Raw genomic sequence first — 21,256 nt, forward strand, 5'->3', positions numbered from 1 at the left:
GGCCCACTTTTTAGCTGTAGTGGTTGTTGTAAACTTACTACAAAACGTTTGGAGCACTCGGCCCAGAGCCGACGGGGAACCTCATGACGCAAGCCAAGAACGCCGTGTACGCCGATCTGACTGTAGACGATCTGGTTAAAGAAGCCCTGAACCGTGGTGAAGGCGAGCTTGCCGATACCGGGGCTCTGGTGGTGCGTACCGGTCATCGTACCGGTCGTTCGCCAGTCGACCGTTTCATCGTCGAAGAGCCTACTACCCAGGACGCCATTGCCTGGGGCCCGATCAACCGCAAATTCCCCGCAGACAAGTTCGATGCCCTGTGGGATCGCGTCGAAGCCTATCTGGGCGAGCGTGAGCGGTTCGTTTCCCATGTGCATGTAGGCTCCGATCCGGCGCACTACCTGCCGGTCAAGATGACCACCCAGACGGCCTGGCACAACCTGTTCGGGCGTTGCCTGTTCATCAACCCGGAGCAATACAACGCCGGTGGCAAGGATGAATGGCAGGTGCTCAACGCGCCTGAGTTCGAGTGCGTGCCCGAGCGCGATGGCACCAACTCCGACGGTACCGTGATCATCAACTTCGCGGCCCGCAAGGTGCTGATCGCAGGCATGCGCTATGCCGGCGAAATGAAGAAGGCGATGTTCTCGGTGCAGAACTTCCTGCTGCCGGCCGCCGACGTGCTGCCGATGCACTGCGCCGCCAACATGGGCGAAGACGGCGACGTCACCCTGTTCTTCGGCCTGTCGGGCACCGGCAAGACGACCCTGTCGGCCGACGAAAGCCGTTACCTGATCGGTGACGACGAGCACGGCTGGGGTGTGGGCGTGGTGTTCAACATCGAAGGCGGCTGCTACGCCAAGTGCATCGACCTGTCCGAGAAGAACGAGCCGGTCATCTGGAAAGCCATTCAGCACGGTGCCGTGCTGGAGAACGTCGTGCTCGATGCCGACAAGAAGGCCGACTACGCCGATGACAGCCTGACCCAGAACAGCCGTGCCGCGTACCCGCGTGAGCTGATCGAAAAGCGCGCGCCGAAGAACCTGGGTGGCGAGCCCAATGCCGTGATCTTCCTGACCTGCGACCTGACCGGCGTACTGCCGCCCGTGTCCATCCTCAGCGAAGAGCAGGCGGCCTATCACTTCCTGTCGGGCTACACCGCGCTGGTCGGTTCGACCGAGATGGGTTCGGGCAGCGGCATCAAGTCGACCTTCTCGACCTGCTTCGGCGCACCGTTCTTCCCGCGTCCGGCTGGCGAGTACGCCGAGCTGCTGATCAAGCGTATCCGTGGCTTCGGCTCCAAGGTCTACCTGGTCAACACCGGCTGGACCGGCGGTGGCTACGGCGTTGGCAAACGCTTCAACATCCCCACCACCCGTGGCGTGATCGCAGCGATCCAGAGCGGCGCCCTGATCGGCACCGAGACCGAGCACCTGGACATCGTCAACCTGGACGTGCCAAAGGTTGTCCCAGGCGTCGACACCAACCTGCTCAACCCGCGCAACACCTGGGCTGACCCAGCCGCCTACGACGAAGCTGCCAAAGGCCTGGCTTCGCTGTTCATCGAGAACTTCAAGAAGTTCGACGTGAGCGACTCGATCAAGGCTGCCGGTCCGCAGTTGTAAGCGTTCGCTGAAACAAAAAAACCGCCTTTTTCAAGGCGGTTTTTTTATGGCTTCAGATCAGTCTGGAGGGTTTTGCGGGAAAAAGGCTCGACACCTGCCCTAGTTGTGCAGATAAAAGAAAGACTCAGCGATCGCGCCAATGCTTGTTGTGGCCGACATGGCGGCCGCGGTCGCGGTGTTTCCATTTGCCGCGGTTGTCGTGGCCGCGATAGCGGCGATCGTCACGATCGTCGCGGTCGGACGAGGAGCCCATGTAGTTGCCCAGCGCGCCGCCGGCACCACCGCCGGTGGCGGCGCCGATCAGGCCGCCGGTGCTGCCGCCTACGTTGCGGCCCACCACGTTGCCGCCTGCAGCACCCACAGCTCCACCGATGGCGGCCTGGCCACGGCTGCGCTTGTCGGCGCCGACTGCGCTACCTGCTGCACCACCCAGGCCTGCGCCAATGGTCGAGCCGGTGCTGCCGCCCAGTTGTTGGCCGACCACCGCGCCCAGTACCCCACCCAATGCGCCCCCTACACCGGCTTCGGTGTTGCTGCCAGCAGAGGCAGCGCCTGTTACCAGGCCAAGGGTCAACAAAAGTATCGAGGGAAATTTCATCGATCAGATCTCAGAGGGATGACGGCGCGACTTTGCTATGCGATCGGTCGTCCGACAAGCGCGATGTGATGGAAAGCACGATGGGTGCGCAGTTCTGAGATTCTGAAGTTTCATGGGGAAACTTTGAGCAGGGAGGGTGGTCGCACGTACTTCCGGAGCTGCGTCGTTTGATGGCGTTGAAGGGGTAAGAGCAAGATCAAGAGCTACGCGGCTTGCGCCGCTGCTACAGGGGGGCGTGCTTGTCGCGGCACGGGCCGCGACAAGGGGTTGCGTGGGGTATCAGGCGATGCGGGCGCTTGGGGTGGGTTGCTCCAGGCGAATGGCGACGAACTTCGAAGTTGGCGTGCTGCTGCCGTCGCCGACGCTTTCCAGCGGCACCAGCGGGTTGACCTCGGGGTAGTACGCTGCTGCCTGACCGGCCGGAATGTCGAACGCCAGCAGCGTGAAGCCCTTCACGCGGCGCTCGCGGCCGTCTTCCCAGAGTGATACCAGATCGGCTTTCTGACCCGGGCGGAAGCCCAGGCGAATGATGTCGGCCTCATTGGCGAACAACACGTCACGCTGGCCACGTACGCCGCGGTAGCGGTCGTCCAGGCCGTAGATGGTGGTGTTGTACTGATCGTGAGAGCGCATCGACTGCATGATCAGATCCGGCACCTGGCCAGTGGCACGCACTCGCTCGTCGATCAGGTCCAGCGGCAGGCGGTTAGGCTTGAAGTTGGCGCGCCCGGTGGGCGTGTTCCAGCGACGTGCGCCAGCGCTGTTGCCCAGATAGAACCCACCTGGATGCTTGAGGCGTTCGTTGAAGTCCTTGAAGCCGGGCAGGGTGTCGGCGATCAGGTCGCGGATGCGGTCGTAATCGGCGATCAGCCAGTTCCAGTCAACCGGCTGCGCACCGAGCGTGGCGGCGGCAATGCCGGCAATGATCGCCGGTTCAGAGCGCATCTGCTTGGACAGCGGCTGCAGTTGGCCGTTGGACGCGTGCACCATGCTGAACGAATCTTCCACGGTGACCGCTTGCGGGCCCTCGCTCTGCTGGTCGATGTCGGTACGGCCCAGGCACGGCAGGATCAGCGCCTGTTTGCCGTGCATCAGGTGGCTGCGGTTGAGCTTGGTGCTGATCTGCACGGTGAGGTCGCAATTGCGCAGTGCCTGTGCCGTGCGGGTGCTGTCCGGCGTGGCTTGGGCGAAGTTGCCGCCCAGCGCGATGAACACCTTGGCTCGACCTTCGGCCATGGCGTGGATGGCTTCGACCACGTTGTGGCCGTTGGTGCGCGGCACATTGAAACCGAAGCGCTTCTCCAGGGCATCGAGCAGAAAGGCCGGCGGCCGCTCGTTGATGCCCATGGTGCGGTCGCCCTGCACGTTGCTGTGGCCGCGAACCGGGCACAGACCGGCGCCAGGGCGACCGATGTTGCCGCGCAACAGCATCAGGTTGGCGATTTCCTGGATGGTCGGCACCGAGTGGCGGTGCTGGGTGATACCCATGGCCCAGCACATGATGACGTTCTTGCCCTTGAGGTACATGCGCGCGGCCAGTTCGATATCTTCCAGCGGCAGGCCGGATTGCTCGACGATATGCTCCCAGGACGTGTCATCGATCGCCGCCAGGTATTCGAGCACGGTGGCGGTGTGCTCGTTGAGGAAGTCGTGGTCGAACACCGACGGCGCATTGTTGGCCTGGGCTTCGCGCTCCCATTGCAGCAGGAACTTGGCCATGCCACGCATCATCGCCATGTCGCCGCCCAGGGCCGGACGGAAGTAGGCGGTGTTGGTCGGACGGTCACCGTTGGTGAGCATCTCGATCGGGTGCTGTGGGTGCTGGAAGCGTTCCAGGCCACGCTCCTTGAGCGGGTTGATGCAGACCACCTGCGCACCGCGCTGGACCGCTTCACGCAGCGGTTCGAGCATGCGCGGGTGGTTGGTGCCGGGGTTCTGACCCCAGACGAAGATGGCATCGGCATGCTCGAAGTCGTCGAACGTCACCGTACCCTTGCCCACCCCGACGCTCTGCGACAAGGCCACGCCGCTGGCCTCGTGGCACATGTTCGAGCAGTCGGGGAAGTTGTTGGTGCCATAGGCGCGCACGAACAGCTGGTACAGATACGCCGCTTCGTTGCTGGCCCGGCCCGAGGTATAGAACTCGGCCTGGTCAGGGCTTTCCAGATTGAGCAGGTGTTTGGCGACCAGCGCGTAGGCGTCGTCCCAGGCAATCGGGACATAGCGATCGCTGGCGGCGTCGTAGACCATCGGCTCGGTCAGGCGGCCCTGGTATTCGAGCCAGTAGTCGCTCTGCTCCAGCAGCGAGGTAACGCTGTGCTTGGCGAAGAAGGCCGGGTCGACGCGACGCTTGGTCGCCTCCCAGTTCACGGCCTTGGCGCCGTTTTCGCAGAATTTCACCATGCCGCTTTCCGGCGAGTCGCCCCAGGCACAGCCCGGGCAGTCGAAACCGCCGTTCTGGTTGGTCTTGAGCATGGTGCGGATGTTCTTCAGGGCGTTGTCGCTGCTCAGCCAGAACTGCGTCACGCTGATCAGTGCGCCCCAGCCGCCGGCAGCGCCCTTGTAGGGCTTGTAGCGAGGAACAGGAGTCTTGTCGGCTTGATTGTGAATGCTCACGCTTGATTCTCCAACGCAGGGCTATAGACCCGCGGCGCGCTGTGCTGCGGCAGGTGGATGAGGTTCAGGTTGTGCCGGCGTGCCCATTGCAGGGCCAGGCCGGTCGGCGACGACAGGCTGACCAGGGTCTGGATGCCGGCGCGCAATACTTTTTGAATGAGTTCCAGGCTGCAGCGGCTGGTGACGATGGCCAGCCCGCCGGTACTGTCGATGTTCTGCCGCACCAGGGCGCCGATCACTTTGTCGAGCGCGTTGTGGCGGCCAATGTCTTCGCGTCCCAACAGCAGGGTGCCGGTGGCGTCCATGAACAGCGCCGCGTGGACCGCGCCGCTGCGCTGGCCCAGTGGCTGGAAGGCACCGATGCGCTGGCGCAGGCCTTCGAGCCATTGCGCTGGCGGCAGGGCCGCGCCGGGCAATACCGCCAGGTCAGGAAATGCCTGTTCGACAGCTTCTACGCCACACAGCCCGCAGCCGCTGCTGCCGGCCAATTGCCGACGCTGGGTCTTGAGGTTCCAGAAGGCGCGATTGGCGATCTGCACCTCGGCATGACGTGCCGAGCCTGCGCCGCTGAGCTTGATGTCGTAGATTTCATCGGCACCGGCCACGATACCGCTGCCGATGCTGAAGCCGGTGACGAAGTCTTCGAGGTCGGTAGGGGTGACCAGCATGACGGCCTGGCTGATGCCGTTGTAGGCGATCGCCAGTGCCACTTCTTCGGCCAATGGCGTGCTGCCGGGTTCGTCCAGGCTCAAGCTGCAGTAACTGTAGGTCTGGCTGGCGGTGGGACTGGCGAGAGGGGCAGCCGAGGTAGAAACGGGCACCGCGCTGGCCGGGTGCTTGGCGTTCATGGGAATTGACCGGCAATGAATTCAGCTTTAAGCCTAGGCGCAGGATTGCCTAGCGTCTAATTGCTATTACCGATGCGACGATAGACCGCATTGATCATGGCGCGTCATAGAGCTTGAAGCAGGCTTCGGCCAGTGCCGAACGGGGCGCTGCGCGGCGCATGATCAGGCCCAGAGGCGCCAGCGTGTGGGCCTCGGCGATGGGTTGCAGGCGCAGGTGCTCGGTCAAACCTTCGAGCCCGCCTGCCAGGGGCATGATCGCGCAGCACAGCCCACCGTGAACGGCCTGGATCAACTGATGGACGGCATCGGTCTGCAGCAGCGGTTGCGGTGCGAGCCCGCGCGAATGGAAATTGTGATCGATGGACTGGCGAAAATGCATGCCGGTGGTGAGCATGCCCAGGGGTAGTTCGGTCAGGGCTTCCCAGCTCAGGGCCTGCTCGCCGAAATCGTAGTGACGTTGATCGAACAGCAGGCCCATGCGCGTTTCGCCCAGTGCGCGCGATTCGAAGCGTTCCTGGTCCAGCCGCTCCAGAAACGAGACGCCCAGGTCGATGCGGTTGCTCGCCAGCTGTTCGAGGATCTGCTCGGAGCTCAGCGAGCTGAGTTCGAAGCGCAGGTTGGGGTGCTCGCCGTGCAGGGTGTGCAGCAGCGGCACCGGGTCGAAACTGGACAGTGGCACCACACCCAGACGCAGCGTCCCGACCAGGTGGCCGCGGCACGCCGCCGCTTCGGCCTGCAGGCCATCGTAGGCGGCCAGGACGGTACGCGCCCAGGCCAGCACGCGCTCGCCGGGCGCGGTGAAACCTTCGAAGCGCTGGCCGCGCTTCACCAACGGCAAGTCGAGTTCTTCTTCAAGGTTGCGCAGGCGCATCGAGAGGGTCGGCTGGGTGATGTGACAGCGCGCTGCGGCCTGGCCGAAGTGCCGCGTTTCATCCAACGCGATGAGGAATTTGAGTTGCTTGATGTCCATGCTCGCTCCTGGGTTGGCGATGCGCAGTATAGCGACACGCGCTGGCGGTAGGTCCCTGGCCAGCCGGGCGGGTCACAAACCCGCGATGAGCTCGCGGTAGTCACCCACCGCCGCGAACTCCTCGGTGTCCTTGGCGCCCTTGCGGCTGTCGGGCTCGCTGACCGCCAGCAGGTGCTTGATCCCGTAGGCCCGGGCGCTGCGCAGCACGGGCAGGGTGTCATCGATGAACAGGCTGCGCGCCGGGTCGAAGCCGATGTCGGCCTGCAGGGCGTCCCAGAACTGCGCGTTTTCCTTGGGGTAGCCGTAGTCGTGGGAGCTGATCATCCGCTCGAAATAGGGCGCCAGCTCGATGCGCTCCAGTTTCAGCGACAGCGAGTCGCGGTGGGCGTTGGTAATCATGATCACGCGCTTGCCGGCCTGCTTGATGGCGGCCAGGAACGTGTCGGCGTCGGGCCGCAGGGCAATCAGCTCGGCGGTTTCGCGTTTGAGCTCGCGCACCGGGATGTTCAGCTCGCGGGTCCAGAAATCCAGGCAGTACCAGTTCAGCTTGCCGGCGTTGTCGGTGAACAACGGTTGCAGCTCCAACTGCGCCATCGCCAGACTGACCCCATGCACCTGCGCATAGCGTTGCGGCAGATGCTCCAGCCAGAAGTGGTTGTCGTAATGCAGGTCGAGCAGGGTGCCGTCCATGTCCAGCAGGACGGTGTCGATGGTGCTCCAGGCGAGGCAAGGCATAGCGAAGATTCTCGGGCAGTGGTGGATCAAGGGTGGCCTGCCGCAGGCCAAGCCACGGTATAGTAACCCGTTCACGTCCAGGAGCTGCCCGATGCGCCAGAAACCCGAAGTCCTCGCCCGCGAAATCGTTGCCAGCAGTCGCCTGTTCCGTGTCGAGGAAGTGCAGTTGCGCTTCTCCAATGGCGTGGAGCGCACCTACGAGCGTCTGGTGGGCCGCGGCAATGGTTACGGTGCGGTGATGATCGTGGCGATGGCCGATGCCGAGCATGCCCTGCTGGTCGAGGAATATTGCGGCGGGACCGATGCTTATGAATTGTCGTTGCCCAAGGGTTTGATCGAGCCGGGCGAAGACGTGTTGGCGGCCGCCGACCGCGAGCTCAAGGAGGAGGCCGGATTCGGCGCACGTGAACTGGAGCACCTCACCGAACTGTCGCTGTCGCCGGGGTACATGAGCCAGAAGATCCAGGTGGTACTGGCGCAGGGGCTGTACGAGGAGCGGCTCGAGGGCGACGAGCCGGAGCCGATGCGCGTCGAACGGGTCAACCTGCGCGACCTGTCCGGCCTGGCCCAGCATCCGCAGTTCTCCGAAGGCCGCGCATTGGCGGCCCTGTACCTGGCGCGCGACCTGTTGATCCAGCGCGGAGTGTTCAGCCTGTGAGCGACGTCGAACGTCTGTTGCCCGAAATCGTGGCGCTGGCCCATCAGGCCGGCGCGGCAATCCTGCCGTTCTGGCGGGCCGATGTGCAGGTCATGGCCAAGGCCGACGAGTCGCCGGTGACTGCCGCCGATCTGGCGGCGCATCAGATCATCGTCGACGGGTTGACGGCGCTGGCGCCCGATATCCCGATCCTGTCCGAAGAGGATGCAGACATCGCCCTCGCGGTGCGTGAACAGTGGACCCGCTGGTGGCTGGTCGATCCGCTGGACGGCACCAAGGAGTTCATCAACGGCAGCGAAGAATTCACCGTCAACATCGCGTTGATCGAGAACGGTCAGGTGGTGTTCGGCGTGGTCACCGTGCCGACAACGGGCAGTGCCTACTATGGCGGTGCCGGGCTGGGTGCCTGGCATGCAGCGGACGGAGAACCGGCCCAGCCGATCGGCGTACGCAGTGTGCCTGCGTCCGGCAGCGCGTTTACCGTGGTCGCCAGTCGGCGACATTCCAGCCCCGAACAGGAGCACCTGCTGGCCGGCCTGAGCACCGTGGTGGGCCCGCTGGAGCTGGTCAGTGTCGGCAGTTCACTGAAGTTCTGCCTGTTGGCCGAAGGCGCCGCCGATTGCTATCCGCGCCTGGCGCCAACTTCGCAGTGGGACACCGCTGCGGCCCAGGGCGTGCTCGAAGGCGCGGGTGGCGAAGTGTTGCAGATCGACGGACAGCCGTTTGTCTATGCGGCCCGCGAGTCATTGCTCAATCCGTCGTTCCTGGCGCTGCCCAGCAATGTGCCCTGGCGTCAGTCGCTCGTTACGCTGGCGCAGGCGGGGTGTGGGCAACTACCACGTACTGACCGCTGAACGTTACCGCACAGCGCTCGCCATCCAGCACCTGGGTCTGCAGTTGCAGGCGCGCCCGGCCATGGCGTCGGTAGGTCTTGAGAAAGCGCTGCCACAGGGCCTCGTCGATGTTTTCGCACACGGCCAGGGCGTCGCCGGCCACCGGCAGGGGATAGTCGATCTGACCCTGCTGGATGACGATATGGCCACCGCTCAGGCCGGCCTCGCCCAGGCGCAGGTGCAGCCAACCCCAGCCCGCCAGCACGGCGGCACAGTACAGGCTGCCGCCGAACATCGTGCTCTTGTGGTTGACGTTCGGTGCCAGCGGCACATGCAGGCGCAGGCAATGGTTGTCCCAGGCCCGCACGCGCAGGCCCATGTCGCCGGTCAGCGGAATGTCGTGATGCAGCAGCCGCTCGAGGGCCTGGATTTCACTCATTTTCCTCGCCTCCACCAAAGCTCAGGCCGTGCTTACGCAGCTTGTCGTGCAAGGTCTTGCGGGGGATGCCGAGGGCTTCGGCCAGGCTGCGAACGGAGGTGTGCGAGCGGCTCATTTCGGCCGCGATCAAGGCGCGTTCGAAATGCTCGACCTGGTCGCTGAGCCCGCCCGTGACCGTGCGGGTCATCTCCACCGGGCCTGGCTCGCCGTTGTCCAGCGCCAGTTCCAGGCCCAGGGCGAAGCGCTCGGCAGCGTTCTGCAGTTCGCGCACGTTGCCCGGCCAGCTGTGCCGCAACAGCAACGCGCGTTGCGCTGCGGAGAGTTCGTTGGCCAGCACGCCGTGGCGTTCGGCCGCGGCATCGGCGTAGTACTGGAACAGCATCAGCACGTCTTCGCCCCGCTCGCGCAGTGGCGGGATGCGCAGCGAGGCGACATTGAGGCGGTAATACAGGTCGGCGCGGAAGCGACCCTGATCGGCGGCCTGGCGCAGGTCTTCCTTGGTCGCGGCGATCACCCGGATATCCAGGCGGATCTGCTGGTTGCCCCCCAGGCGCTCGACCATCCGTTCCTGCAGCAGGCGCAGCAGCTTGACCTGCACGTCCAGGCTCATGCTTTCGATTTCGTCGAGGAACAGGGTGCCGCCGTTGGCGAACTCGAACTTGCCGATGCGGCGTTTCTGCGCGCCGGTGAAGGCGCCGGGCTCATGGCCGAACAGCTCGCTTTCCACCACCGATTCGGCGAGGGCGCCGGCGTTGATCGCCACGAAAGGGCCGTTGCGGCGGCTGGACAGGTCGTGCAGGGCGCGCGCCACGACCTCCTTGCCGGCGCCGGTTTCGCCCAGGATCAGCACATCGGCACGGGTCCCGGCCAGCGCGCCGATCTGCTCGCGCAGGCGCGCCATGGAGGCCGACTGGCCGACCAGTCGCGTACTCAATTGCTGCCGATCGCTCAGAGCCATGCGCAGGCTGCGGTTGTCCAGCACCAGGCGGCGTACGGCCAGGCCGCGGCGTACGCTGTCGAGCAGCGCGTCGCTGGCGAACGGTTTTTCGAGGAAGTCGTAGGCCCCGGCGCGCATGGCCTGCACGGCCAGCGGCACGTCGCCGTGCCCGGTGATCAGCAGGACCGGCAGTTCGGTATCGCGGGCATGCAGTTGTTCGAGCAATTGCAGGCCGTCGATGCCCGGCATGCGGATATCGCTGACCACCACGCCAGGCCAGTCGCGCTCGATGCGCGCGGACAGGCCCTGGGCATCGGCCAGGGCCAGCACCTTGAGGCCGGCCAGGTCCAGGGTCTGGCTCAAGGCCTGACGCAGATGGGGGTCGTCGTCGATCAGCACGACCTGGATCTTGCTGTCGATGGCGCTGTCGCTGGTCATGCCGATGGGTCCTCGGGGGCTTGCAGGCTGACGCCCGGCTCTCCGGCGCGTAAACGCAGGATCAGCAGGGCGCCGCCTTGGGGATGGTTGGACAGCAGCAGTTCGCCGCCCAGTGCGCGCATCAGCGTATCGCAGATCGCCAGGCCCAGGCCAAGCCCTTGTGTGCGTGTCTTGGTGGTGAAGAATGGCTCGCGGGCCCGGGCCATGGCCTCGCTGGTGAAGCCGGGGCCGTTGTCGCGGATGCGCAGCTCCACGCCGTCGGCGGTCTGTTCGGCGCTGAGCCACAGGCAACGTGGCGTGGCTTTTTCGGTCAGGGCATCGAGGGCATTGGCCAGCAGGTTACCCAGCACCTGACGCAGCCGGGTTTCGCCGGCCTGGACCCAGAGCGGCGCATCGGGCAGGTCGCGGATCAGCTCGACGGCCATGGCCCGGCGGCGCTTGGCGAGCAGCGCCAGGGCATCGTCGAGGGCCGGCTGCAGGGCGACGCTTTCCAGGGCGTGGCGGTCGCGGCGGGCGAAGGCACGCAGGTGCGCGATGATCGAAGCCATGCGGCCGGTCAGTTCGCTGATCAACTTGAGGTTGCCCCGCGCATCCTCGATGCGCTCGTGGTCGAGCAGCACTTCGGTGTTCTCGGCGTAGCTGCGAATGGCTGCCAGGGGCTGATTGAGCTCGTGGCTGATGCTGGCCGACATGGTGCCCAGCGCCGACAGCTTGCCGGCCTGGACCAGTTCGTCCTGAGCACGCACCAGCTCCTGCTGGGCCTGCTCGCGTTCGAGCACTTCCTGGCGCAGCTTGCTGTTGAGCCCTTCCAGCGCGCTGGTGCGTTCCACCACACGCGTTTCCAGCTCATGCCGGGTGCGGCCTTCGAATTCGATGCGTTCGAGGTAGTGGCGGCGACGCTGCATCATCAGGCCAAGCAGCAGCATCAATGCCAGGAGCAGGGCTCCGCCCACCGCCACGACGGTGCGCACCGGGCGATCGAGCAAGGTCTTGGGGGCGAGGATGCTGACGTTCCAGCCAGTTTCAGCGATGGTTCGCGTCTGGGTGAGCCAGGCGTCGGCGTCCAGATTCAGCGGCTGCGGGTCGCGGGTGGGGTAGGGCAGGATCGAGACGATGGCCTGGCGCTCGTTGTCGCTGAGCGGGCGTGTGGCCCGGAAGCGCCATTCGGGACGCGAGGTGAGGATGACCACGCCGTTGTGGTCGGTGAGCAGGAGCTGTTCGGGCGTCTTGCCCCACAGGGTTTCGGTGTGGTCGAGGTCGACCTTCACCACCAGCACGCCGATGACCTTGTCCTGGTCATGTACGGCGGCGGCGAAGAAGTAGCCGCGTTTTGCCGACGTGGTGCCAAGCCCGAAGAAGCGTCCCAGGCGCCCGGCGACGGCATCGCTGTAATAGGGGCGAAAGGCGAAGTTGCGACCGACGAAACTGTCGCGCTGCTCCCAGTTGGAAGCGGCCAGGGTATTGCCATCGGCGTCCAGCAGGTACATGACTTCCGCCCCTGTCTGTTCGCGGATGTCCTTGAGCAGATGGTTGGCGTCTAGCGTTGCTTGAGGGTCGCGAGGTGCAGCCAGCAGCGCACGCAGCGCGGGCAGGTCACCGAGGATTTGCGGCAGGGTTTCGTAGCGGTGCAGGGTGCCCAGCAGGTTGGCGACGTAGAGGTCCAGCGTCTGCCGGTTCTGGCTGACCAACTCGCTTTTGTAATAGCGCTCGGCCAAATGTTCCAGTGGCCACAACAGGGGCGCCAGGCACAAGGCGAGGATCGCCAGGCTGCGCCAGCGGGGTCTGCGAGTGGAGGAAGATCTGGAGGTCATAGGACAACACGCCGGGATAGACCGGCGTATTATGCGTCAGGCAACCGCCGCGAAGCACGGGTGACATGCATCGCGACGTTGCCGCAGGCCGATCACGGAAACACGTCGGCCTCTTCCAGACGCTTGCCGGCCAGGTCCTTGGCCGACAGCGATGGCGCTGTATCCAGCTGCCAATCGATTGCCAATTGCTCGTCATCCCAGGCGATGCTGCGTTCCGAAGACGGATCGTAGTAGTCGGTGGTCTTGTAGAGGAATTCGGCGTACTCGCTCTGGACTACGAAGCCGTGGGCGAAGCCTGGCGGAATCCACAGCTGGCGGCTGTTCTGCGCGGACAGCTCGACGGCCACCCACTTGCCGAAGTTGGGCGAACTGCGGCGGATGTCCACCGCCACGTCCAGCACTTGCCCGGCAACCACGCGCACCAGCTTGCCCTGGGCATGCTGCACCTGATAGTGCAGCCCGCGCAGCACGCCACGGGCCGAACGCGAGTGGTTGTCCTGGACGAACGGCAGCTCGATGCCGGTGGCTTCCTTGAAAGCCCGGGCGTTGAAGCTTTCGTAGAAGAAGCCGCGCTCGTCACCGAAAACCTTCGGCTCGATGATCAAAACATCGGGCAGTTCGGTAGCGATCACGTTCATCGGGTTTCTCCGGCCAGCGAATACAGGTACTGGCCGTAGCCGGTTTTGCCGAAGTACTTGGCACGTACCAGCAACTGTTCGCGGTCGATCCAGCGGTTCTGGTAGGCGATTTCTTCCAGGCAGGCCACTTTCAGCCCCTGACGGTGTTCGATGGTCTGCACATATTGCGAGGCATCGAGCAGGCTGTCGTGGGTACCGGTGTCGAGCCAGGCGAAGCCACGGCCGAAGCGCTCGACGCGCAGGTCGCCGCGTTCCAGGTAGGCGTTGTTGACGTCGGTGATTTCCAGCTCGCCGCGCGGCGAAGGCTGGACGTCCTTGGCGATGCGCACCACGTCGTTATCGTAGAAGTACAGGCCGGTGACCGCGTAGCTGGACTTGGGCTCGGCCGGTTTCTCTTCGATGGACAGTGCGCGACCGTCCGCGTCGAACTCGACCACGCCGAAACGCTCGGGGTCCTTGACCCAGTAACCGAACACGGTAGCGCCGGTAGGGTGCGCCGAGGCCCGCTTGAGCTGATCGCTGAAGTGCTGACCGTGGAAGATGTTGTCACCCAGGATCAGGCACACCGGGTCGTCGCCGATGAACTCCTCGCCGATCAGGAACGCCTGGGCCAGGCCGTCCGGCGCCGGTTGTTCGGCGAACTGGATGTTGATCCCGAACTGGCTGCCATCGCCCAGCAACTGGCGGTATTGCGGCAGGTCCTGGGGCGTGGAGATCAGCAGGATCTCGCGGATGCCGGCCAGCATCAGTACCGAGATCGGGTAGTAGATCATCGGCTTGTCGTAGATGGGCAGCAACTGCTTGGAAACACCCAGGGTAATGGGGTGCAGGCGGGTGCCGGAGCCTCCGGCCAGAACGATACCTTTCATCATGCGATCAAGTCCTTAGGTTCGGTGAAGCCCAGGCGTTCACCTTGATAACTGCCGTCCTGTACGCGACGGCACCATTGAAGATTGTCCAGATACCATTGCACGGTCTTGCGCAGGCCGGTCTGGAAAGTTTCCTGCGGGACCCAGCCCAGCTCGCGCTCGATCTTGCTCGCGTCGATGGCGTAGCGCAGATCGTGGCCCGGGCGGTCCTTGACGAAGGTGATCAGGTCAGCATAGTGCGCCACACCGTCCGGACGCTGCGGTGCCAGTTCGTCGAGCAGACCGCAGATGCTGCGTACCACGTCGATGTTCTTCTGCTCGTTGTGGCCGCCGATGTTGTAGGTCTCGCCGACCACGCCTTCGGTGACGACCTTGAACAGGGCGCGGGCATGGTCTTCGACGTACAGCCAGTCACGCACCTGCATGCCATTGCCGTACACCGGCAGCGGCTTGCCGGCCAGGGCGTTGAGAATCACTAGCGGAATGAGTTTCTCCGGGAAGTGATACGGGCCGTAGTTGTTCGAGCAGTTGGTGATCAGCACCGGCAGGCCGTAGGTGCGCTGCCAGGCACGTACCAGATGGTCGGAGGCTGCCTTGCTGGCCGAGTAGGGCGAGCTTGGCGCGTACGGCGTGGTTTCGGTGAACAGGTCGTCCACGCCATGCAGGTCGCCGTAGACCTCGTCGGTGGAAATATGGTGGAAGCGGAAGGCTTCGCGTTCGGCTGCGGGCAGCTGCTGCCAGTAGCCACGGGTGGCTTCGAGCAGGGCATAGGTGCCGACCACGTTGGTCTGGATGAACTCGCCTGGCCCGTCGATGGAGCGGTCGACGTGGGATTCGGCGGCCAGGTGCATGATCGCGTGGGGCTGGAAACGCGCCAGTACGGCGGCGACCGCTGCTTGGTCCGCGATGTCGGCCTGGACGAATTCGTAACGGCTGTCGTTGGCGATTTCGGTCAGTGATTCGAGGTTGCCGGCGTAGGTCAGCTTGTCGAGGTTGAGAACTTCGTGCTCGGTGTTGGCGATCAGGTGACGAACCAGGGCCGAGCCGATGAAACCGGCGCCGCCGGTGATGAGAATGCGCATGTCGAAAGCCTTCTTCCTTAGCTGACAATGGTTCGTTGCAGCCTAGCTTGTGTGGATGGGCGCGGGCGGTGCAAGCCCGGTTGGTTAAACGAATGTGCAGCATGGTTGTGCAGCATGGTTCAGTAGCCGCCGGCCTGCGCGATCGCGTCGCGCCAGACAACCTTGCCGACGGTGGAAATGTCGCGCGGCGAACCGCTACAGTACGGGTAAATCAGGCCATCGAGGTTTTGCTCATGCCGCTCGACTCGCTCGTGCAACGTGCCAGTCTTCCCAACCCCGTGGTGAGTATCGAACAGGCGCAGGCACTGTTGTTCGAGCACTACGGCCTGCAGGGCCAGTTGTACAGCCTGGGTAGCCAGCAGGACCTGAACTTTCGGGTCGAAAACCCACAGGGCCGCTGGGTGTTGAAGTTCTGTCACGATGAGGGAGCCCATCAGGCACTGGCTGCCCAGCACGCCGCGATGCTGCATCTGGCCCGCCATGGCTTGCCGGTGCCTCACGCTCTGCTGGCGGCCAACGGTCGCGACACCATGGCCGTGACGCTTGGCCAGCAGCGACTGCAGATGCCGCCTCTTGAGCTATCTGGAAGGCCAGCCGCTGACCCGTCTCAAGCACCTGGGACCCGAACCGATCGCCCGCATCGGCAGGTTGTGCGGCGAGGTGGACCGCGCCTTGATCGACTTTCGGCACCCAGGCCTTGCGCGCACGCTGCAATGGGACCCGCGCCACGCGCATAAGTTGCTTGATCGCCTGCTGCCGACGCTCGATGATCCACGGCAACGTGGCCGTGTGGTCGAAATGGCGTTTCAGGCCCAGCGCCGGCTGGGACAGGTGAGCGTCGATCTGCCGATGCAGGCGGTGCATCTGGACATCACCGACGACAACACTGTCTGGCAGCGCGATGCGGATCTGCGCTGGCAGCTGACGGGTCTGATCGATTTTGGTGATCTGGTGCACACCTGGCGTGTGGCGGACCTGGCGGCAACCTGCGCCGCGCTGCTGCATCATGCCCATGGCGATCCGTTCGCGGTGTTGCCGGCAGTGATGGCCTATCAGCAGGTCAATCCGCTGAGCGAAGCCGAGTTGCGTGCGCTGTGGCCGTTGGTGGTGCTGCGGGCGGCGGTGCTGGTGACAAGCAGCGCCCGGCAGTTGAGCGTGGCGCCGGATAACGACTACATCCGGGCCAATGTCGAACATGAGTGGGAAATATTCGACATAGCTACCGCAGAACCATTCGAATTGATGGAAGCGGCAATTTTCAGCAGTGTGGGTCGGAGCATACCCGAATCTTCAGGCGATGGCATATTGCCTTTGCTTGTCGGCGTGACGCACTCGACAGTTTGCCCCGTGGATCTGAGCGTGCTCAGCGAGCATTTCGCGGACGGCAATTGGGAGCAAGCGAATATCGACGAACGGCTGCTGGTCGATGCCGCAGCGGTCGGTGGCTGGGCCTGCACCCGGTATGGCGAGTACCGCCTCTCGCGTACTCGCATCGACACCTGCTCGGCATCGGCGACCTGCGCATTGCATGTGCAGGTACAGGCGCCGCCGGGCACATCCCTGCAAGCGCCCTGGGCCGGTACGCTACGGCGACTGGCCGATGCCAGCGTGGTGCTCGAAGGCGCCTTCGCGAGCCTGCACCTGTGGGGGCTCGATTGTCCTTGCCCGGCCGGGGCGGTGCTGGCGGCGGGCGCCCCGCTGGGCCGGGTCGACGGTTCGCTGCTGGTGCAACTGTGCCGCATTCCCGAGCTGAGTCCGCCGCTGTTCTGTACGCCGGCACGGGCAGCAGCCTGGCAGCGTCTATGCCCTTCGCCAGCGCTTGTGCTGGGCATGGATTGCGATGCGCCGCCACCCCCGGACGCGGACCTTCTGCTGCAGCGGCGCGACGCCAGCTTCGCGCGTTCGCAGAAGCATTATTACCAGGCGCCGCCGCAGATCGAGCGCGGCTGGCGCAACCACCTGATCGACATGCACGGCCAGGCGTATCTGGACATGCTCAACAACGTCGCGGTGCTTGGCCATGGGCACCCGCGCATGGCCCAGGTGGCGGCGCGACAATGGTCGTTGCTCAATACCAACTCACGCTTCCACTATGCCGCGATCGCCGAGTTTTCCGAGCGCCTGCTGGCGTTGGCGCCCGACGGGTTCGATCGGGTGTTTCTGGTCAACAGCGGCACCGAGGCCAACGACCTGGCGATTCGCCTGGCCTGGGCGGCCAGCGGTGGTCGCGACATGCTCAGCATGCTCGAGGGCTACCATGGCTGGTCGGTGGCCACCGATGCCATCTCCACCTCCATCGCCGATAATCCACAGGCCCTGAGCACGCGTCCGGACTGGGTCCATCCGGTTCTTGCGGCCAACAGTTATCGGGGCACGTTCCGCGGCGCCGACAGCACTGCGGGCTACGTGCGCAGTGTCGACGATGCCTTGCATCGGTTGGATGCGCAGGGGCGTCAACTGGCCGGTTTCATCTGCGAGCCGGTGTACGGCAACGCCGGTGGCATTGCCCTGCCCGAGGGGTATCTGCAACAGGTCTACGAACGGGTCCGAGCCCGCGGAGGCGTGTGCATCGCCGACGAAGTGCAGGTCGGCTATGGCCGACTCGGCGAGTATTTCTGGGGGTTCGAACAGCAAGGCGTCGTGCCGGACATCATCACCATGGCCAAGGGCATGGGCAATGGTCATCCATTAGGCGCGGTGATCACCCGTCGCGAGATTGCCGAGGCGCTGGAAGCCGAGGGCTATTTCTTTTCTTCCGCCGGTGGCAGCCCGGTGAGCTGCCGCATCGGCCTGGCGGTGCTCGACGTCATGGCCGAAGAGGGCCTGTGGGAAAACGCGCGGGTGGTCGGCGGACACTTCAAGGCCCGCCTGCTGGCCTTGCTCGATGAGCATCCGCTGGTGGGTGCGGTGCACGGTTCCGGCTTCTATCTGGGTCTGGAGCTGGTGCGCGACCGCCACAGCCTGGAGCCGGCGACCCAGGAGACGGCGCTGTTGTGCGAGCGGCTGCGGGAACTGGGCATCTTCATGCAACCCACCGGTGACTATCTGAACATCCTCAAGATCAAGCCACCGATGGTGACTACCCGGCAGAGCGTGGACTTCTTCGTCGACAGCGTGGCGCAGGTGCTGGACGAAATGACCTGCTGAAACGGCCGCTGGCGTGACCTGCGGCGGGCGTGTTTCACGATCCGCCCGACAACCTGTAGAGTGCGCCCATACCTTTTCATGGACCACCGGAGCCCTGACCCATGACCACGCTCGACAGTACCCCTCGCGCCGACGGTTTCCACATGCCGGCCGAATGGGCACCCCATACCCAGACCTGGATGCTGTGGCCCGAGCGCCCGGACAACTGGCGCCTGGGTGGCAAGCCGGTGCAGGCGGCGCATGTCGCCCTGGCCAAGGCCATCGCGCGTTTCGAACCGGTCACGGTCGGTGTGTCTGCCGGGCAATACGACAACGCGCGCGCACGCCTGGACGTGCCCAACATCCGTGTGGTCGAGATGAGCAGCGACGATGCCTGGATGCGCGATACCGGGCCGACTTTCGTCGTCGACCACGGTGGCGAAGTCCGCGGCGTGGACTGGGCCTTCAATGCCTGGGGCGGCTTCCTGGGTGGCCTCTACGCGCCCTGGAACCGTGACGAGCAGGTCGCCAGCAAGGTCCTGGACATGGAACGTTGCCAGCGCTATCACACCCAGGGTTTCGTGCTCGAGGGTGGCTCCATCCACGTCGACGGCGAAGGCACGCTGATCACTACCGAAGAGTGCTTGCTCAACCGCAATCGCAACCCACACCTGGACCGCGGGCAGATCGAACGCATCCTGGCCGATCATCTGGCGGTGGAGAAGATCATCTGGCTGCCCGACGGCCTGTTCAACGACGAGACCGACGGCCACGTCGACAACTTCTGCTGCTACGTGCGCCCCGGTGAAGTGCTGCTGGCCTGGACCGACGACGCCAGCGACCCTAACTACCCGCGTTGCCAGGCCGCTTTGCAGGTGCTGGAAAACAGCGTCGATGCCAAGGGGCGGGCGCTGGTGGTGCACAAGATGCCGATCCCCGGGCCTCTGTACGCCACTCAGGAGGAATGCGACGGCGTCGATCTGGTTGCCGGCAGCCAGGAGCGTCACCCGTCCGTACGCCTGGCCGGTTCCTACGTGAACTTCCTGATCGTCAACGGCGGCATCATCGCCCCAAGCTTCGACGATCCGCTCGACTGCGAGGCGCAGGCCTTGCTGCAGAAGCTGTTTCCAGAGCATGAAGTGGTCATGGTGCCAGGTCGCGAGCTGCTGCTCGGTGGCGGCAACATCCACTGCCTGACCCAGCAGCAGCCGGCACCTGTGCGCGGTTGAGTCGGCCTGAGTCGCCCTGAAAAGCCCGGCCTGATGCCGGGCTTTTTCATGGGCGTTATTCCATCGCGAGACCTTCTTATAGCCACAAAGTTTCACGAAATTTTGACTTTCGTTGTCCCCCATCGCTAGGATCCGACCCCGCGCACGGATCCTCATAGACCCTGCCCCATCGTTCGAACGCCTGTCGCAGAGCGCTGCGCAGGTAGCACGGACGACGGGAAACGAGCGGGTGGTCGTGTAGCGTCCTCACTGGTGATTAGGGAAAACAAGATGTTGAACAAGAAATGGGCTGTCCTCGCCCTGGGCGTGATGGCGGCTACCCAAGCCATGGCCAACGAGCAGGCCGATGCCAAGGGTTTCGTCGAAGACAGCCACCTCGATGTACTGCTGCGCAATGCCTATATCAGCCGTGACTACAAGCATGGCGGGCAGGACAAGGCCGAGTGGGGCCAGGGTGTGATCGCCAAGTTCAACTCTGGTTTCACCCAGGGTACGGTCGGCGTCGGCGTCGATGCCTTCGGCCTGTATGCTCTGCGCCTGGATGGCGGCACCGGTCGCGCCGGTGCTGGCGGTATCGACTTCTTCAAGCGTGGCGGTACTGCGGACGATCCGAGCAGCGCGCCCCACGACCTGGCCCGCGCCGGGGCAGCGGTGAAGGTGCGTATCTCCAACACCGTGATCAAGTACGGCGATCAGATGCCAGCACTGCCGGTGCTCAACTTCGACGATTCACGCCTGTTGCCGGAAAGCTTCACCGGCACCCTGATCACCTCCAAGGAAATCGACGGCCTGGTGCTCAACGCCGGGCGCTTCACCCAGGAAGCGCGCAAGAGCGCCGAAGCCCGCGACAGCGGCGGCCTGAAGAAGATCGACGTGTACGGCGGCAGCTATCAGTTCACCGACAGCCTGACCGGCGCCTTGTATGCCTCCGATGTCGAAGACCGGTTGAAGAAGCAGTACATCAACCTCAACTACGTGCTGGCCCTGCCGAGCGAGCAATCGCTGACGTTCGACTTCAATGGCTACCGCTCGCACCTGGACAAGGATTACGCCAGCACCTTGGGCACCGGTCGCGACAACAAGATCTGGAGCCTGGCCGCTACCTGGGCCTTCGGTCCGCACTCGCTGACCCTGGCGCATCAGCGCAGCACCGGCGACACCGGCTACAACTACGGTTTCTACCAGAACGCCGGCGGTGTGGGTGACGGTGGCTCGACCATCTTCCTGGCCAACTCCTACTGGTCGGACTTCAACGCCGAAGACGAAGTCTCCTGGCAGTTGGGCTACGGCATCGACTTCCGCACATTCGGCGTGCCGGGCCTGACCTACAAGGTGGCCTATGTGCGTGGCGACAACATCCGCACCCCGACCGGCGACGGTCAGGAGCGCGAGATCTTCAACCAGCTCCAGTACGTGGTACAGAACGGCCCGGCCAAGGACCTGACCCTGCGCCTGCGCGGCTCATGGCTGCGCACTTCGGACAACGTCCGTGCCTCGGGCTACAATGACGACGGCAACGAAGTGCGCGCCTTCGTCGAGTACCCGATCAACATCTTCTGATGTCGATACGGCACTGAAAAAAAACCCCGCATTCGCGGGGTTTTTTGTTTTGTGAGTACGCATGCGCCAGAAACGAAAACCCCGGCTCGAGGCCGGGGCGGGTGTTTCGTGGTCTTTGCAGTGAGTCGTAAGCTGTTGCCAATTGGAGCTCACTGCCAACCTGTGTACCGATGCTACGGCCGGTTGACACACGTGTCAACCCATCGATATACAAGGGAAAAAACGCGTTGCCAGAAGGAAGCTG

17 protein-coding genes and 1 pseudogene are annotated in these 21,256 nt (G+C 64.3%); 6 read left to right on the forward strand and 12 right to left on the reverse strand.

Going from position 1 to position 21,256, the window contains the following annotated elements; all coding sequences use genetic code 11:
• The first annotated feature begins 83 nt into the window (after positions 1-83).
• On the forward strand, positions 84-1,625 hold the full coding sequence (locus ABMD26_RS12775; protein ID WP_049860236.1) for a phosphoenolpyruvate carboxykinase: 1,542 nt from the start codon (positions 84-86) through the stop codon (positions 1,623-1,625).
• Positions 1,626-1,749: 124 nt separating this feature from the next.
• Here the strand turns inward: ABMD26_RS12775 and ABMD26_RS12780 are convergent, their stop codons facing one another.
• The 5 genes from ABMD26_RS12780 to yrfG form a co-directional block, all read right to left on the reverse strand.
• Positions 1,750-2,223 (reverse strand): glycine zipper 2TM domain-containing protein, encoded by a 474-nt coding sequence (locus tag ABMD26_RS12780; RefSeq protein WP_354309882.1) that lies wholly within the window; start codon positions 2,221-2,223, stop codon positions 1,750-1,752.
• A gap of 279 nt (positions 2,224-2,502) precedes the next feature.
• Entirely contained in the window at positions 2,503-4,839 is a 2,337-nt protein-coding gene (locus ABMD26_RS12785; protein ID WP_354309884.1) for an FdhF/YdeP family oxidoreductase, read from the reverse strand.
• Complete coding sequence (gene fdhD, locus ABMD26_RS12790; protein WP_354309886.1) at positions 4,836-5,687, reverse strand: formate dehydrogenase accessory sulfurtransferase FdhD; 852 nt, start codon at positions 5,685-5,687, stop codon at positions 4,836-4,838. The genes ABMD26_RS12785 and fdhD overlap by 4 nt, the downstream gene beginning before the upstream one ends.
• Before the next feature lie 94 nt (positions 5,688-5,781).
• Positions 5,782-6,657, reverse strand: a complete 876-nt coding sequence (locus ABMD26_RS12795) for a LysR family transcriptional regulator (protein WP_049860231.1) — start codon at positions 6,655-6,657, stop codon at positions 5,782-5,784.
• A gap of 72 nt (positions 6,658-6,729) precedes the next feature.
• Positions 6,730-7,392, reverse strand: a complete 663-nt coding sequence (yrfG, locus tag ABMD26_RS12800) for a GMP/IMP nucleotidase (protein ID WP_354309888.1) — start codon at positions 7,390-7,392, stop codon at positions 6,730-6,732.
• Between the two features lie 91 nt (positions 7,393-7,483).
• Here yrfG and nudE point away from each other — a divergent pair, with 91 nt between their 5' ends.
• Both nudE and cysQ read left to right on the forward strand, forming a co-directional pair.
• On the forward strand, positions 7,484-8,050 hold the full coding sequence (gene nudE, locus ABMD26_RS12805) for an ADP compounds hydrolase NudE (RefSeq protein ID WP_134721990.1): 567 nt from the start codon (positions 7,484-7,486) through the stop codon (positions 8,048-8,050).
• The gene (cysQ, locus tag ABMD26_RS12810; RefSeq protein ID WP_354309890.1) at positions 8,047-8,904 is read left to right on the forward strand and encodes a 3'(2'),5'-bisphosphate nucleotidase CysQ; all 858 of its coding nucleotides are present in this window, start codon (positions 8,047-8,049) and stop codon (positions 8,902-8,904) included. The genes nudE and cysQ overlap by 4 nt, the downstream gene beginning before the upstream one ends.
• Here cysQ and ABMD26_RS12815 read toward each other — a convergent pair.
• The 7 genes from ABMD26_RS12815 to ABMD26_RS12845 form a co-directional block, all read right to left on the reverse strand.
• Entirely contained in the window at positions 8,855-9,322 is a 468-nt protein-coding gene (locus ABMD26_RS12815) for a thioesterase domain-containing protein (RefSeq protein WP_049861438.1), read from the reverse strand. The genes cysQ and ABMD26_RS12815 overlap by 50 nt on opposite strands.
• Positions 9,315-10,697 carry a sigma-54-dependent transcriptional regulator gene (locus ABMD26_RS12820; protein ID WP_354309892.1) on the reverse strand — a complete coding sequence of 461 codons (1,383 nt, stop codon included), beginning with the start codon at positions 10,695-10,697 and terminating at the stop codon, positions 9,315-9,317. Before ABMD26_RS12820 ends, ABMD26_RS12815 begins: the two co-directional genes overlap by 8 nt.
• Complete coding sequence (locus ABMD26_RS12825; RefSeq protein WP_354309894.1) at positions 10,694-12,508, reverse strand: sensor histidine kinase; 1,815 nt, start codon at positions 12,506-12,508, stop codon at positions 10,694-10,696. Before ABMD26_RS12825 ends, ABMD26_RS12820 begins: the two co-directional genes overlap by 4 nt.
• A 92-nt stretch (positions 12,509-12,600) precedes the next feature.
• Positions 12,601-13,146, reverse strand: a complete 546-nt coding sequence (gene rfbC / locus ABMD26_RS12830; RefSeq protein ID WP_134721987.1) for a dTDP-4-dehydrorhamnose 3,5-epimerase — start codon at positions 13,144-13,146, stop codon at positions 12,601-12,603.
• A complete protein-coding gene (gene rfbA, locus ABMD26_RS12835; protein WP_134721986.1) occupies positions 13,143-14,018 on the reverse strand; it encodes a glucose-1-phosphate thymidylyltransferase RfbA in 876 nt (291 codons plus the stop codon). Before rfbA ends, rfbC begins: the two co-directional genes overlap by 4 nt.
• On the reverse strand, positions 14,015-15,097 hold the full coding sequence (rfbB, locus tag ABMD26_RS12840; RefSeq protein ID WP_049861433.1) for a dTDP-glucose 4,6-dehydratase: 1,083 nt from the start codon (positions 15,095-15,097) through the stop codon (positions 14,015-14,017). The genes rfbA and rfbB overlap by 4 nt, the downstream gene beginning before the upstream one ends.
• Before the next feature lie 119 nt (positions 15,098-15,216).
• Positions 15,217-15,567, reverse strand: a complete 351-nt coding sequence (locus tag ABMD26_RS12845; RefSeq protein ID WP_354311865.1) for a hypothetical protein — start codon at positions 15,565-15,567, stop codon at positions 15,217-15,219.
• Between ABMD26_RS12845 and ABMD26_RS12850 the strand changes: the two are divergent.
• From ABMD26_RS12850 to ABMD26_RS12860, 3 genes and pseudogenes are all read left to right on the forward strand, one after another.
• Positions 15,463-18,244, forward strand: a pseudogene (locus tag ABMD26_RS12850) (aminotransferase). The gene ABMD26_RS12845 and the pseudogene ABMD26_RS12850 overlap by 105 nt on opposite strands.
• Before the next feature lie 101 nt (positions 18,245-18,345).
• Positions 18,346-19,452, forward strand: coding sequence for an agmatine deiminase (gene aguA, locus ABMD26_RS12855; RefSeq protein WP_354309898.1), 1,107 nt, complete (start codon positions 18,346-18,348; stop codon positions 19,450-19,452).
• A 270-nt stretch (positions 19,453-19,722) separates the two neighbouring features.
• The gene (locus ABMD26_RS12860) at positions 19,723-21,012 is read left to right on the forward strand and encodes an OprD family porin (protein ID WP_354309900.1); all 1,290 of its coding nucleotides are present in this window, start codon (positions 19,723-19,725) and stop codon (positions 21,010-21,012) included.
• Positions 21,013-21,256: the final 244 nt, after the last annotated feature.

It is taken from the genome of Pseudomonas sp. PvP001, from assembly GCF_040546375.1.
GTDB lineage: Bacteria > Pseudomonadota > Gammaproteobacteria > Pseudomonadales > Pseudomonadaceae > Aquipseudomonas > Aquipseudomonas coleopterorum.

Bases quoted from the DNA above. Each gene is read 5' to 3' on its own strand.
- ABMD26_RS12775 (WP_049860236.1), top strand. From the start codon at position 84: ATGACGCAAGCCAAGAACGCCGTGTACGCCGATCTGACTGTAGACGAT.
- ABMD26_RS12780 (WP_354309882.1), bottom strand. From the start codon at position 2,223: ATGAAATTTCCCTCGATACTTTTGTTGACCCTTGGCCTGGTAACAGGC.
- fdhD (WP_354309886.1), bottom strand. From the start codon at position 5,687: ATGAACGCCAAGCACCCGGCCAGCGCGGTGCCCGTTTCTACCTCGGCT.
- ABMD26_RS12795 (WP_049860231.1), bottom strand. From the start codon at position 6,657: ATGGACATCAAGCAACTCAAATTCCTCATCGCGTTGGATGAAACGCGG.
- yrfG (WP_354309888.1), bottom strand. From the start codon at position 7,392: ATGCCTTGCCTCGCCTGGAGCACCATCGACACCGTCCTGCTGGACATG.
- nudE (WP_134721990.1), top strand. From the start codon at position 7,484: ATGCGCCAGAAACCCGAAGTCCTCGCCCGCGAAATCGTTGCCAGCAGT.
- ABMD26_RS12815 (WP_049861438.1), bottom strand. From the start codon at position 9,322: ATGAGTGAAATCCAGGCCCTCGAGCGGCTGCTGCATCACGACATTCCG.
- ABMD26_RS12820 (WP_354309892.1), bottom strand. From the start codon at position 10,697: ATGACCAGCGACAGCGCCATCGACAGCAAGATCCAGGTCGTGCTGATC.
- ABMD26_RS12825 (WP_354309894.1), bottom strand. From the start codon at position 12,508: ATGACCTCCAGATCTTCCTCCACTCGCAGACCCCGCTGGCGCAGCCTG.
- rfbC (WP_134721987.1), bottom strand. From the start codon at position 13,146: ATGAACGTGATCGCTACCGAACTGCCCGATGTTTTGATCATCGAGCCG.
- rfbA (WP_134721986.1), bottom strand. From the start codon at position 14,018: ATGATGAAAGGTATCGTTCTGGCCGGAGGCTCCGGCACCCGCCTGCAC.
- rfbB (WP_049861433.1), bottom strand. From the start codon at position 15,097: ATGCGCATTCTCATCACCGGCGGCGCCGGTTTCATCGGCTCGGCCCTG.
- ABMD26_RS12845 (WP_354311865.1), bottom strand. From the start codon at position 15,567: ATGCAGCATCGCGGCGTGCTGGGCAGCCAGTGCCTGATGGGCTCCCTC.
- aguA (WP_354309898.1), top strand. From the start codon at position 18,346: ATGACCACGCTCGACAGTACCCCTCGCGCCGACGGTTTCCACATGCCG.
- ABMD26_RS12860 (WP_354309900.1), top strand. From the start codon at position 19,723: ATGTTGAACAAGAAATGGGCTGTCCTCGCCCTGGGCGTGATGGCGGCT.